This is a genomic window from Streptosporangium sp. 'caverna', assembly GCF_003203775.1.
GTDB lineage: Bacteria > Actinomycetota > Actinomycetes > Streptosporangiales > Streptosporangiaceae > Streptosporangium > Streptosporangium subroseum.
This window is the reverse complement of record NZ_CP029711.1, coordinates 8660905-8674776: the sequence shown is the minus strand read 5'-3', so window position 1 is coordinate 8674776 and position 13872 is coordinate 8660905. Positions and strand designations below refer to the sequence as shown.

Annotated in this window: 11 protein-coding genes; 8 read left to right on the top strand and 3 right to left on the bottom strand. The window is 65.4% G+C overall.

What is annotated here, in order from left to right; translation table 11 throughout:
* Positions 1–339 precede the first annotated feature (339 nt).
* Positions 340–564: a DUF397 domain-containing protein gene (locus DKM19_RS37410; RefSeq protein ID WP_110702453.1), complete on the bottom strand. Its 225-nt coding sequence runs from the start codon at positions 562–564 to the stop codon at positions 340–342.
* A gap of 26 nt (positions 565–590) precedes the next feature.
* Positions 591–1445: a helix-turn-helix transcriptional regulator gene (locus DKM19_RS37405; RefSeq protein WP_239513797.1), complete on the bottom strand. Its 855-nt coding sequence runs from the start codon at positions 1443–1445 to the stop codon at positions 591–593.
* Positions 1446–1664: 219 nt separating this feature from the next.
* Here DKM19_RS37405 and DKM19_RS37400 point away from each other — a divergent pair, with 219 nt between their 5' ends.
* From DKM19_RS37400 to DKM19_RS37375, 6 genes are all read left to right on the top strand, one after another.
* Positions 1665–2345 (top strand): ATP-binding protein, encoded by a 681-nt coding sequence (locus DKM19_RS37400; protein ID WP_110702451.1) that lies wholly within the window; start codon positions 1665–1667, stop codon positions 2343–2345.
* A gap of 392 nt (positions 2346–2737) precedes the next feature.
* Positions 2738–3391: a DUF433 domain-containing protein gene (locus DKM19_RS37395; protein WP_110702449.1), complete on the top strand. Its 654-nt coding sequence runs from the start codon at positions 2738–2740 to the stop codon at positions 3389–3391.
* The gene (locus DKM19_RS37390; protein WP_239513796.1) at positions 3372–3821 is read left to right on the top strand and encodes a hypothetical protein; all 450 of its coding nucleotides are present in this window, start codon (positions 3372–3374) and stop codon (positions 3819–3821) included. Before DKM19_RS37395 ends, DKM19_RS37390 begins: the two co-directional genes overlap by 20 nt.
* Before the next feature lie 125 nt (positions 3822–3946).
* The gene (locus DKM19_RS37385) at positions 3947–6037 is read left to right on the top strand and encodes an AAA family ATPase (RefSeq protein WP_162642055.1); all 2091 of its coding nucleotides are present in this window, start codon (positions 3947–3949) and stop codon (positions 6035–6037) included.
* The gene (locus DKM19_RS37380; RefSeq protein WP_162642053.1) at positions 6034–7257 is read left to right on the top strand and encodes an McrC family protein; all 1224 of its coding nucleotides are present in this window, start codon (positions 6034–6036) and stop codon (positions 7255–7257) included. Before DKM19_RS37385 ends, DKM19_RS37380 begins: the two co-directional genes overlap by 4 nt.
* A gap of 199 nt (positions 7258–7456) precedes the next feature.
* Entirely contained in the window at positions 7457–9985 is a 2529-nt protein-coding gene (locus tag DKM19_RS37375; RefSeq protein WP_162642051.1) for a DUF262 domain-containing protein, read from the top strand.
* Positions 9986–10103: 118 nt separating this feature from the next.
* On the opposite strand, the gene DKM19_RS52830 is transcribed toward DKM19_RS37375, so the two are convergent.
* The gene (locus tag DKM19_RS52830; protein ID WP_110702441.1) at positions 10104–12341 is read right to left on the bottom strand and encodes a LuxR C-terminal-related transcriptional regulator; all 2238 of its coding nucleotides are present in this window, start codon (positions 12339–12341) and stop codon (positions 10104–10106) included.
* 78 nt (positions 12342–12419) lie between these two features.
* On the opposite strand from DKM19_RS52830, the gene DKM19_RS37365 reads away from it, so the two are divergent.
* On the top strand, positions 12420–12635 hold the full coding sequence (locus tag DKM19_RS37365) for a hypothetical protein (RefSeq protein ID WP_162642049.1): 216 nt from the start codon (positions 12420–12422) through the stop codon (positions 12633–12635).
* Positions 12632–13627, top strand: coding sequence for an NAD(P)-dependent alcohol dehydrogenase (locus DKM19_RS37360; protein WP_110702437.1), 996 nt, complete (start codon positions 12632–12634; stop codon positions 13625–13627). The genes DKM19_RS37365 and DKM19_RS37360 overlap by 4 nt, the downstream gene beginning before the upstream one ends.
* Positions 13628–13872 lie beyond the last annotated feature (245 nt).

Sequence of the window (13872 nt, the reverse complement as noted above, 5' to 3'; positions counted from 1 at the left end):
GGCTGTCTGACGTGAAATTAACCCGAAATCCCAGCATCTGAAAAGTAGTCGCGAACTAATCGTGAATAGCAGGCATCCGAAATGGTGCAAATAGTTCAAAATTCTTGGCCGGATAGATGGGACTGTTCAGGTCACTGCGTGACGGGCGGCAATCCAGGGGGCGCCGAGCCGAAGCGCCAGGTTCCGTGCCGGACTCTGCTGGCTGGCTGGGGGTGGATGGGCCTTCAGTACGCGTTCCACTCATCCCACTACAGTCCGAGACGACTCATGCCTCACGGCGATCACGCGCGGGCGCGGGAAGAGGCTGAGCCGGGCTGAAGGATTTTGACCGGCAGATCGTCAGTCGCGGTGAAAATCGAACTCGCCCGCGCGGGCGCCAGCGAGAAAAGCCTCCCACTCGGCGCGGGTGTAGTGAATCGTCGGACCGTCGGGGTCCTTGCTGTGTCGCACGGCGACGCGTTCGGTACCGTCGTTCACGAGGCCAGCTTCGACGCAGTTGCCGCCGCCATCGGCGCTGAAGCTGCTGATGTGCCAGGCGATCGGTGCATGCTCGGGTGCAGACATGACGGGTGCGGCTCCGTTTCTGCGTGCTAGCGAAGGTCTTCCGCGATTGCCGTGATCAGCTCGATGGACTTCCTGGCTGTGAGCGAATCGTGGCAAATGCGGTCGAACTTCAGCTTAAGCCTGTCGGCTGCTTCGGCCTCTGCATATATCGCGCCCGCAGGGCTCGGTACGTAGGCGACGGCAGGGTACGGCTCGGGCAGTTCGAAGATTCGGAAGGAGCCGTCGGGGCTGGCATGGGCGCCTGCGGTTAGCGGCAGCACGCGGATCTCGGTGTTCGTCTGGCCTGCGGCGGCTGCGAGCTGGTCGAGCTGATCACGCATGACTTCGGATCCGCCTACCAGGCGGCGCAGCGCGGCCTCATCGAGGACTGCGACGAAGTTGGGCGCATCCTTCGCCATCATTACCTGCTGACGAGTCCGCCGGAACTCGATCCAGCGGTTGATCTGATCAGGGCTGGCGTCGGAATCCTCGGCGCGGATCATGGCTTCCATGTAGTGCTGGGTCTGAAGCAGGCCCGGGATGACGAGTGCGTCGAATGATCTGATCTGCTGGGCGCGTGACTCCAGCCAGGCGTAGTCGACGATGCCCAGCGACACGTCTTCGGAGTAGGCGTCCCACCAGCCGCTCTGCCATACGTCACGGCTCAATCGGATGAGTCCTTCTCGCCGTTGTTCGCCCGCGACGCCGTACAGGTCGAGCAGCGCAATGACGTCCGGAGTTCGGGCGGGATAGAGGCCCGCTTCGAAGCGGCTGACGGTGGAGCCGTCCCGTTGAAGGAACTCGCCGGTCTCTTTGAGCGTGAGGTTGGCCGCCTCGCGTAGCTCACGGAGCTGCTTGCCCAGCCACTGCGATCGCAGCGTCACCCCGCGCTTGGCGTTCACGGCCACCCCTTCTCATGTACGGACAGTGCTCGAAGGTTACACCTACGTCACGCAGATAGGAGGAGTTCATGATTCCGCTGTGCATATTTGCAAGGCGCATGCCATAGTTCGACGTGTTCAAGTCATCACTCTCCGGAGTGGTGTGAGTCGAGAGGCTGTGAGCAGCATGACGACGCTGGTGGATGTAACCCGCACTCCTCGCAATTCGGATGCAGAACCATGAGCGCCGTGGTGTGGCGCCGGTCTTTCCCCGGTAACGCGATCGAGCTTCACGATGTCCGCAAACTCGTTACGGCGCTGCTGGCGGGGTGCCCCGTCCTCGATGATGCGATCACCTGCCTCGAGGAACTGGCCTCCAACGCGGTCATCCACACCCGGTCATGCGAAGACGTCTTCGTAGTCGAAGTCCGGCTGGCGAGAAATTCCGTTCGGATCGCGGTGGAAGACGCCGGAGGACCTACGGTGCCATCTCTTCTTTCTCCCGGCCAAGAAGAGATGCTCGAAGGCGGCCGAGGCCTGGCCATCGTCGCTGCATTGAGCGCGCACATGGGCGTCGAGGGCGACACGGAAGGCCGCGTCGTCTGGGCAGAGCTCAGGTGGATCGCCGCTGAGACGACCCCCGCCAGCGCGGTCGACTACCTCGAACAACTCCGTGACCGGCTGCAGATCATGGGCTTCCTGGCTCGAGTGTGTCCGGCGGACGGAAGGGCCGTTGCTTACCTGCGAGTGATCAACCCGGAAGCAACGAGTCTGACAGAGATCGTTTACGCGGCTCAGGAGGCAGAGCAGTGGCATTTCTGGTGGGGCTGGGCGGAAAAAATCGCCACGGTCGATGACATCGAGGCTGTCTCCAGGCGAATCGCGCACGTACTCACACCGGTGAGGCGCAGCGAGTCGTAGCACCCGAGACAGATCAAGCTCTCCGTCTACAGGCCAACCACTCGGATTGGGTAATCCTGTGGCGGGTGTGGGCGCGGCGATTCTGGGCCTTTCCCTGCTGGATCAGTGACAACGCAGAAGCTGTTGAGGCGGCCAAGCTGGAAGACCTGACAGCTCTGATATGCGAGGTGGAGACACATCACGCTGATTCTGGTCGGAGCGTCTACCTGCCGGCCCGTGTGGCGAGGCGTCGGCTGACGACCTGATAGGTGCGGGGCGGGATGTCGTTTTCGGGTACACATCCTGCCTCGCACTTGAAGGGGGGAGATCGTGTAACGGCTGACCAGCCGAGAGAGATTTGCGATGATGACAGGGCAAGAGAGTGGTTCACGAGGTGCGAAAGGGGTGAAGCGATGACTTACGATCCGAAACTGGCTGCGGCGCTGTCGGGTGCCACGCTTCGTCAGCTCGCACACTGGCGTAAGGCCAGCGTGAATCGTGGCGCGGTTTTGGTACCCGAGATCTCCAGCACGCGGCCCGTCCTTTACTCCTTTCGTGATGTGGTGGCGCTGAGGACCTGCGTCAAGCTGCGCAACGACGCTTCGCTGCAGAAGATCAGGCGGGCGCTCGACACGCTCCGTGACGATCTGAAAGAACTGGACCACCTGTCGTCCTACACGCTGATCGCTGACGGCAGCACTATCTATCTGGCGGGCCCTGATCAAGCGATCGACCTGGCGCGAAAGAAGGCCAACGTGGTCATCCACGAGATGGTGGATGTCCTGCAGCCGTTCTACCGTGACGGCAGGCATATCCCGTCGTTGTTGCAGCCCCGCGTGCATGTGACGGTGGATCCGGCGATCCGCGGCGGGGTCCCGGTGATCGAAGGCACTCGCGTCCCCTATGACGAGGTCGCCGCGCTGCTCCGGGACGGGGTCTCCCCGGAACGGATCTCTGACTACTACCCGAGCGTCACTGCTACGGCGGCCCTGGATGCCGCCGATTTCGCCGACTACGTTGACAGCTACGATCCCCCCAAGGAACTGCGTGAGGCTGTTGCTGGATGAAAACGTGTCCAAGCCGCTCCACCAAGCTCTCACCGCTTTCGTCTTGGGCCACGAGCTCGTTCACCTTCTTGACCTCGATCGCTGGTCCGGAACACGAGACGAGAAGCTTTATCTTCAGGCAGCGGCCGAGGGTTTTCACGTCATCCTGACCAACGACGCTCGGCAGATGCAACGTCCCCGGGAAGTCCAGGCGATTGCCGCTTCTGGGCTGCATCGGATTGAATACCCACACAAACACTCCGGCCTGATCGGGATCGGTCTTGCGGTGGCCACGATCGCCGCTGGATTACCCATTGCTCTGGCTCTCCTCGCTGAGGCAGATGGGCAACGTCTGGTGACATTGCGGAGTATCGACCCGGCGCCGGCCAGCCGCCTGCGCGTTATTGACCCGGCTGCTGCTCCGCCCAAGTATTGGCCGGATTCGATTTAGTCCTTACCGCCCGGGGGTCGGTTCTACTGAAGCCGAAATCGAGGACTGAAAGTCGATTGCCGTGATGTTATCGAACGCTCGATCGAGGTTGTAATGATCAGATCGGATTTAACGATCATTTAGCTATGGCATCGCGGATGGAGCTCACTCGGCAAATCCTGTTCATGGCCACCCAGTTTCTGGCTGAGCACCCCGACGGCCTGCCTGTCTCCGAGCTGTGGCCCTTGATCAAGGGGCGCATGCCGGACCTGGACGAGCAGTGGAGCTCAGGCGGAGCGAGCAGTAACAGGCCGGAGCTCGCTCTTCAGTGGAAGAGCGGAGGCCTGGTCAAATCCGGCTGGGTCACCAAGGCGCATGGTCGCTGGTATCTGACCCCGCTCGGCCGTACTGCCATCAAGCGTCATCTCGATGTCTCATCTTTCACCGAGGGGTCCAGCGCCGGGTATCACTACTGGGAGCAGAACAAGGCGGGGTTCGAGTCGGCCAAGCGGTTGGCGGGAGCCGTACCGGAAGGAAGCTGGGTCGCTGCCGGAGACCTCGCCTCGCAGGCCGGTCTTGAGGCCACGCGGCTGGTGTGGTTGTTCCAAGGCGAGCGGCCCGAGGGCTGGCACCGGGTGCTGGATTCCGATGGCGGTATTCCGGATGACGCGCATGTCGATGAGCGGCTGCGTAAGGAGTGGCAAGGGCTGCTCACTTCGGATGGGTTGGACGCCATGCTCGGTATGGTGCCGCAGGAGCGACGGATCCCCGGCGCCGATCTGCATCAGCTGGTGATCGAGGATCCGGTGGCCGTTGACGGGTCGGACCGTCCGCGGCGGGCCTGGTTGGTGCGCGGGTCCAACGTGCACGGGATGAGTCTGGTGGAGGACTGGCTGGCCGACGGTTACTGTTCGCTTCCCGCGTCCAAGCTGCGCGAGCTCCTCGCCGGGGTGACACAGGAAGCGATCCAGGCGGCCGTTGACGAGGACTACGCGCACGGCTCGTACAACGACCGGTTGAAGAAGACGGCCGAGTTCCACGCGTTCCTGTCGCGCATGCGTGAGGACGACCTGGTGCTCAGCAACGACGGAGGAAAGGTCTATCTGGGCCGTATCAGGGGCGGTCCGGCGTTCCGGGCCAGTGTGGGTAACCGGGCCAACCTGCAACGACCGGTCGAGTGGTTGAACCCGAAGGCCCCGCTCGACTTCGCCGACGACCTGCCGGACGAGATCGCGGCCAAGCTGGCCACCCAGCACGATGTGCTCGACCTGACGGAATTCGTCGAGGAGCTGGAAGCGCTGGTCGGGCCGGGGCCGGTGAGGCCGCCGGTCGTCCGGGAGATGGTGCTGCCGGACGTCGGCATAGAGCTGGCCGAGGAACTGCTCGTCGACCAGGACTGGCTGCAGGAGTGCGTGGAGCTGCTCCGTGACCGTCCTCAGATGATTTTCTACGGGCCGCCGGGGACCGGGAAGACCTACATCGCGCAGCATCTGGCCCAGTTTCTGGCCGGTGGGAAGCCGGAGAACGTCAAGCTCGTGCAGTTCCACCCGGCGTACTCCTACGAGGATTTCTTCGAGGGTTTCCGACCGGTGCAGACCGCCGACGGGCAGGGCGTGACCTTCAAGCCGTTGCCGGGGCCGCTGCTGCGTCTGGTGGATGCCGCGCGGCAGCACCCCGAGGAGCCGCATGTTCTGATCATTGACGAGATCAACCGGGGTAACCTCGCGAAGATCTTCGGTGAGCTGTACTTCCTGCTGGAGTATCGGGACAAGGCCATCGACCTGCTGTACTCCTCAGCGGAGGGGACCGGCCAGGCGTTCACGCTGCCCAAGAACCTGATCATCCTCGGCACGATGAACACCGCTGACCGGTCGATCGCGCTGGTTGACGCGGCCATGCGGCGTCGCTTCGCGTTTGTGGAGCTGCACCCGGAGGAGACGCCGACCCGGGAGGTGCTGGGGCGCTGGCTCGCGGGCAAGGGGTTGCCGGTCGATGCCTCTCGCCTGCTGGGGGAACTCAACGCCCGGATCGAGGACCGCGACTTCAAGATCGGTCCTTCGTATCTGATGCGGGAGAGGATCCACCAGGACGCGAAGGGGTTCGAGCGGGTCTGGCGGACCCAAATCCTTCCGCTTCTGGAGGAGCACCACTACGGCGACGGGGTCGATGTCTCACAGCGGTACGGCCTGGCCACGCTGCGGCAACGGCTCGGCCTCGACCAGGAGCCCACTCCGTGATCGAACTGACGGAGGGCGCTCTGCCGGTCGAGTGCGAGCTGACGACCGAGCAGGTGGCGGCCCTGGTGACGGCGAGAGCCGTCCGGGTGGGCCCGGGACCGCGCGCGGGGCTCTGGAAGGTCCGCGACAACGGATACGTGGGCGCGGCCGTCATCGGCGGGGTCGAGGTGCGCATCACGCCGAAGACGCCGGTGGACCGGGTGTTCTTCCTCCTCGGATACGCGCGCCGGCCACGCGGCTGGCGACAGGAGGAGGTGAACGCGGGGGAGCACGCCGAGTTGCTTCCGGCCCTCGCGCACGCCTACGCGATGGCCGCCGACCGTGCCCTCCGGCAGGGAGTGCTCCAGGGCTACCTGGAGATGGAGGAGGCTCTCCCGGTCATCCGGGGCCGGATCCGCGAGGCCGACCAGCTCCGCCGCCGGTACGGCCTGCCGCTCCCCGTCGAGGTCCGCTACGACGACTACACCGTCGACATCGCCGAGAACCGGCTGCTGCTGGCCGCGTCGGCGCGGTTGCTGCGGCTGCCTGGCCTTGCGGTACAGACCCGTAAGACGTTGCGGCACGTCATCGCCAGGCTGGCGGGCGTCACCGCGCTGGTGCCGGGACGGCCGTTACCGGCCTGGTTGTCCAGCCGGATCAACACGCGCTATCACACCGCGCTCGGGCTGGCCGAGCTCGTTCTTCGCGGAGCCTCTTACGAGCTGGACGATGGCACGGCCGTCCGGGTGAACGGCCTGCTGGTGGAGATGTGGCGGGTCTTCGAGGACTTCGTGACCGTAGCCCTGACAGAGGCGCTCCGGCCGCATGGCGGGCGAAGTGAGCTGCAGGACAAGCGCCACCATCTGGACCACGGGCAGCGGGTGCTGCTCAAGCCTGACCTGGTGCGCTATGTCGTTGACGCCGGAGGCAAGGAAATCCCGGCCGCGGTGGTCGATAGCAAGTACAAGATCTCGGCCGGTCCTGGCGGCCACGGCGCCGATCTCTACCAGATGCTGGCGTACTGCACGGCGCTCGGCCTCGAGCGCGGCCATCTGGTGTACGCCAAGGGGGAGGCGGAGCCGTACCGGCATGTGGTGCGAGGCGCGGGGATCGAGATCGCGCAACACGCGATCGACCTGACCCTGCAACCGGCTGACCTGCTCGGCGCCATCGAACGGCTTGCGGGATCGATTATTCGATCCGACGGCGATCGTGAGCTGGAGTCTTGTCGTTCGTGGTGAATGGGAATTTGTTGCTTTTGTGTACATCGCATGGCTTATGAAGTATTTGAGTGCCCAGGAAAAAATTCAGGACCACTACTTCTAGTCCGGCAGGTAGAGGCATTTATTAATCGCTTCCTAGCTTTCTGTATACGTAGGGCAACCAGTCATGTAAGGATCGTTGATCTTCCGTGGTTGTAACGTTCCGAAAGGGGTCGACGTGAAGGCCAACGAGACGACGCTGCGAGGACTCATCGGTGGTGAGCAGCAGTTGCTGGTGCCGCTGTACCAGCGGCCCTACTCCTGGGAGCGCGAACAGCTCGCCACGCTGTGGAACGACATCGAGCTGCAGGCCGACCGGATCGAGCAGGGAAAGGACAACAGCCATTTCCTCGGCTCGGTCGTGCTGGCACCCGGCCCAGAGAACTCGCCCGGCAGGTCACAGTGGCTGGTGGTCGACGGCCAGCAACGACTGACCACGCTGATGGTGGCCCTGTGCGCTCTCCGCGACCACCAGGTCGCCGAGGATCCTCTGCATCGTGACCGGATCAACGAGACCCATCTGATCAACAAGTTCAGCCCCGGTGACCTGAGATACCGCCTGCTGCCGACCCAGGTGGACCGTCAGGCCTTCAAAGACTGCGTCGAAGGACAGCCGTTCGGCGATACCGACAGCCGGATCGCGGGTGCCTACCAGTTCTTCCGCACCAAGCTGGTGGCGGTCGACGACCCGGCGGATCCCCACGACATCGCACGCATTGAAAGCATCGTCCTCAACCGGCTGAACCTCGTGCAGATCGTCGTGGAGGACGACGATAACGCCTTCCGGATCTTCGAGTCCATCAACAACACCGGAATGAGACTCAGCCAGGTCGACCTGATCCGCAACTACGTCTTCATGCACCTGCCGACCAAGGGACAGTACGTCTACGACGTCCACTGGCTGCCGATGCAGAAGAGGCTCGGCCCCAAGGGGATGGACCAGCTGATGTATCTGGCCCTAATCCTCGACCGGGGTGACGAGGCGCAGTACAACGACACCTACCGCGGTCATCAGGAGCTGCTCCGGGCCGTGACCATGGACAGCGGAAACGTCGAGGATCGGGTCGAGAACTACGTCAAGGACCTCGCCCGCCGCGCTCGGTACCTTCACCAGATCCTTGAGCCCAATGGCGAGTCAGAGATCGACGCGCGCCTGCGCTTCCTCAACGAGTGGAAGGGGAGCACCGCCTACCCGGTCATCATGCGCCTGTTGGAGCTTCGCGACAGCGGTGATGCCACTGAGGACGAGGTGGTGGAGGCACAGCGCTACATCGAGAGCTTCCTGGTCCGCCGTCTCATCGGGGGAGTCGCCACCGGCAGCCTCAATAAGATCTTCATGCGGTTGACCCGGGAGCTGACCGGAGAGAAGCCGGCCGACACTCTGCGCGCCGGGCTCTCGCCGGCCCGGCTGTACTGGTCGTCCGATGAGCAGTTCCGTGCCGACATCCGGAGCCGGGCGTTCTACTGGCAGGGCCGTACGGCGCAGCAGAAGCTCGTGCTCTGCCGGTTGGAGGAGTCCTACGGGGCGAAGGAAGCGGTGGAGCTCTCCGACAAGAAGATCACCATCGAGCATGTGCTCCCGCAGAGCCCGACCGCCGATTGGCGGGAGCAGCTCGCCTCCGACGGGGATGCCGACCGCCTTCACAAGGAACTGGTGCACACTCTCGGCAACCTCACGCTCAGCGGCTACAACTCCGAGCTCGGCAACATGTCGTTCGACAAGAAGCGTGACTTCCTCGGTCGCAGCGGTATCGCCATGAACCAGGAGATCGCCCAGCGTGAGCGGTGGGGGAAGACGGAGATCCAGTCTCGTGCCGACGGACTCGCCTCACGAGCGATCGAGATCTGGCCGAGCCCGATGGACGTCGGCCCGGTCGGTCCCTCTCGGGACTGGACGTTGCTTCATGCCGCCCTCGCGGCACTGCCTGCGGGCACCTGGACGACCTACGGTGATCTGGCCGAGCTGATCGGTTCGCACGCCGTTCCTGTCGGCGCCCACCTGGCCAAGTCACAGGTGCTCAACGCCCATCGGGTGCTGAACGCGGCTGGGCAGGTTTCCAAGGGGTTCCAGTGGGTGGATGAAGACGACGATCGTGATGTTCATGAGGTCCTCCGCGCCGAGGGCATCAAACTCGACGACGCCGACCGCGCCGACCCCGGCCAGCGAATCTCGGCACGGGAGCTGGCCGAGCTGCTGGACCTTCCCGGCGCGTTGAACCTCAGCGAGGCAGAGCTCGCAGCCGACGACGACCACGCCGATGTCGATGAACACGAGGCGCGCTTCTTCCAGCAGTTGGGCGACGCGCGTGGACCGCAGGCGGCCGGTGCGGTCTCCCGGCTGCTGGACTGGTGGCGCGACCGTGGAGGTGAGGTGCAGTTCGGTCGTTCGGCGGGGGCTTCGTGCGCGCCCTTCGTCAGGCATGGTGGCGAGACCCTGACGATGGTCCGTTTCTATTCCAAGACGGTGGAAGTGCCGTTCGGGACGCTCAAGAAGCGCATCCCGTTCAACGATCCCATTCTCCGCGACGAGCTGCGCAGGCGCTTCAACGACGCTCCAGGCGTGGAGCTGTCTGCGGCCAAACTGGAGCTCTACCCCTCCTTCGAGATCGACCTGATGGCGGACGAAGCCGTGTGGGACGTGGTGGTCGCCTGCCTCGACTGGTTCACCGCCCAGACCGAAACCGACGGCGGCCCGTCGACGACCTGAGAGTAGGGCGTGCACTGCCGGGAATCCGAGGGGCAGGTCACTGGGGATTCGGGTGCCGTCCTGCTGGGCCGGCACCGATTTTGCTCGCGATCCGGAGCGGGAGCTCCACGAGTCCTCTTTACTGGTCGGACGATGCCATCCAGGCGGCGATTTGAGTACGCGACTTGAACCCGAGCTTGTTCAGGATATGGCGAACATGACTGTCCACGGTGTGCTCGGAAATGAAAAGCCGGGCCCCGATCTGCTTGTTGCTCAGACCGTCCGCGACCAGTCGCGCGACCTCTGCCTCCCGCTTCCCGAGCGGCGTCACGTCGGCGGAGGCGGCGACCTGAGGCGATTCGCCGAGTGCCAGCCCGATGGCGGCGGCCCGGCTCAGGCGTTTTCCCGCCTTGAATTCGGCCTCGAACCCGGAGGGCCCGAGTTCCGCCGCCGCCGATTGTTCGGCCCGGGTGACGAGTGGGACGAGAAAGGGCAGGATGCCCGCGCCCGCGCCCGTGCGCACGGTTTCCGCCGCCCCCAGCAGTCGCGCCGCGAGCCGCGCCTCGCCCGAGCCGGCGGCATGGCACCCCAAGGCGTCGAGCAGGCAATGCTGCGCCACCCGGTCGTCGATCCGCTGGGCGATTCGCAGCGCCTCCGTGAACAGTGGCTTGGATTCGCCGAGATCACCGGCCATCAGCATGGCTGAGCCGTGGTTGAACAGCATCATGTCGAGGCTGTAGAGGTCGCCGATTTCCCGGCTGATCCGCACGCCTTGTGACGACGCGGATCTCACGCTGTCGAGATCGCCGTCGAACAGTCCGTTGAGCGACTGGGCCTGCAGCGACATGAGGGTGGCCGGGAGGTCGTCGCACGCCGCGCGGGCCTCACCGAGCAGGCGCTCGGCGGATTCGCGATCACCAGCCATGTTCGCGGCCATCGAGGCCAGAGAGAGCGACTGTGACAGCAGGCTCGGCTCCCGGGCCGCCGCCACCGCCTTTTCGAGCGCCGATCCGGCGGTTACCGGATCGGACTGCAGCACGGCCAGGAATCCGCGCATGAAGTGTCCCCGCGCATCACCGCCTCCGGACGCGATCAGCTCGTCGAGCCACCGAACGCCTTCATTGGTCGCCCGCGTCATCCAGTACCAGCCGAGGGAGACGGCGAGGGCCATTCCGCCGGAGAAATCCTCCTGGTCCAGGGATCGCCGGAGAACCGACCGGACGTTGTCGATCTCCAGGTCCATCCACTCGAGCCACTCGACAAGCCGAAATCGGGCCTCGGCCGTGGAACGCAGGCACCTCGTTCTGTAGTAGTCGGCGAATCGCCGTTCGACGGCCTCTTCCTCACCGGCCGCTCGCAGCTTGAGAACGGCGTATTCGCGCATCGTCTCGTGCAGCCGATAGCAGGCGAGATCTCCGGCGTCCTCCCTCATCACCAGGGATTTGTCGACGAGCGATGAGAGAAGGTCCAACGCGTCCGCGGAATCGCAGACGTACTCGATGTCTTCGAGCGTGAACCTGCCCGCGAACACGCACAACCGCCGCAACAACGTTTGCTCGCCCGCCGCCAGCAGGTCGTGGCTCCAATCGATGGTCGTACGCAATGTCTGATGGCGCGGCAGCGCGGCCCGGCCACCCCCGACGAGCAGCCCGAACCGGTCGGTCAGGCGATCGAGGATCTGCCCGGCGGTGAGCACCCGGGTCCTGACGGCCGCCAGCTCGATCGCCAGGGGCAGGCCGTCGAGCCGGCGGCACAGATCGACCACGGCCGCCTGGTTCGCCGCGGTCAGCTCGAACGCGCCCGATCCCGCCGCGGCCCGTTCCACGAACAGCGCGACCGCCTCGTTCTGCCGGAGCCGCGCGAGAGCCGTGTGAGCCACGGGCAGTTCGAGCGGCGGCACGGGGACCACGTGCTCGCCCGGTGCCGACAGCGGCTCGCGGCTGGTGACCATCACCCGCACACCCGGTGCGGCCTTCAGCACCTCTGTCACGAGCCGGGCGGCCGCTTCGACCAGGTGCTCGCAGTTGTCCACCACCAGCAGCAGCTTCTTGTCACGCAGGTAGGACAGCAGCCGGGCCAGAGGCTTGGTCGCCGCCTGGTCCCGCAGGTCCAGGGCCGTCAGCACGGCGTCGCAGACCCGGGCCGGATCCCGTACCTCGGCCAGCTCCACCAGCCACGCCCCGTCCGGGAACCCACGGCCGAGATCGGCCGCCATCCTGATCGCCAGGCGCGTCTTGCCGACCCCGCCCGGCCCGACGAGGCTGACCAGGCGCGCCTCGGTGAGTTTCCTCCTGACGTCTGCCAGCTCGTGGCGGCGGCCCACGAAGCTGGTCGCTTCGGCCGGCAGATTGCCCGAGAGGCGCGGCGGTCTGGCCATGATTGACCTGGACACTACTACCGAATCACGAATCTCCGTGATATCGGCGGCCCGGCTCCGCTGCCTACCGTGACGAGCATGTCCGAGGAGCCGGCGATACAGCGCGTCGAGGTCGGTTTCGTCGGCGCCCCGCCCGTACGGCAGGTGGCGCGCGCGTCGGGAGTCAGTGACGTACAGGCCGACGGCACGGTCCTGAGCTGTTGCGTCTGCGGCGGCTTCCAGCTGTTCCTCGAGGCGCTGCGCGGACACGAGGTCATCCCCCTCCGGTCGCATTCCTTTGAGGAGACGTCATGAAGGCAGTCCGCTTCAACCGGTATGGTCCGCCCGATGTCCTGAGCTTGGAGGACGTCGACATGCCCGCTGTCGGCGATGACGACGTGCTGGTCAGGGTGAAGGCGGCCGCCGTCAGCCCGCTCGACGTCCGCACCATGACGGGCACGCCGTACTTCATGCGCCTGCTGTGCGGCCTGCCCCGGCCCAAGCCCATCGGCCTGGGCGGCGAGATGGCGGGCTGCGTCGAGGCCGTGGGCGGGAACGTCACCAGGTTCCGGCCGGGAGACGAGGTCTACGGCGGCCGTGGCATGGCGCCCACCGCGCGCAGTGCGGCGTTCGCCGAGTACGCCAGCCTTCCCCAGGACGGGATGGTGGCCAAGAAGCCGGCCAACCTCTCCTTCGAGGAGGCGGCGGCCATGCCGGTGTCGGCGCTCAGCGCCATTCAGGCATTGCGCGACAAGGGCCGCGTCCTGCCTGGGCACAAGGTGCTCGTCAACGGCGCCGGGGGAGGCGTGGGCACGTTCACGGTGCAGCTCGCCAAGGCGTACGGCGCCGAGGTGACCGGCGTGTGCGGCACCCACAACGTGGACATGGTCCGCTCGATCGGCGCCGACCACGTCGTGGACTACACCCGCGACGACATCACCGGGGCGGGGCGCCGTTACGACCTGATGATCGACATGGTCGGCAACCATCCCCTGCCCGTGATCAGGCGGCTGCTCGCCCCGAACGGCGTGCTCGTGGCCGTCGGCAGGCCGCTCAAGGGGATGTGGATCCGACCCTTGCTCGGTCCGCTCAAACTGCTCGTGCTCTCCCCGCTGATCAGTCAGCGGCTGGCGCCGATGGTGACGAAGGCGAGCGGCGACGACCTCGACCTGCTGCGCCGGCACGCCGAAGCCGGGAAGATCACTCCGGTCATCGACCGGACGTACGCGCTCAGCGCCGTCCCGGACGCCATCCGCTACCTCGACAAGGGACACGCTCAGGGCAAGGTGGTCATCACCGTCTCATGACGAATAACCCTTGACGGCCGATGGTCGGCCGTCGCCGGCGGCGTGGGCGAGCCGGTCGTCTACGACGTTCCCGCGTAGAGCGAACGGCTGCGCGTATCCTCCGGCGTGTCCGCGCAGTCGGTGGACCGGTCACCCGGGCGGCCAGTCGTAGTGCAGCAGCCGCACGCGCCGGCTTCCCCGTCGTTACGGGGCTGCGCGTGGACCCCGGATCGGCCATGCCCACTCATCGGGATCACCGAACTCGG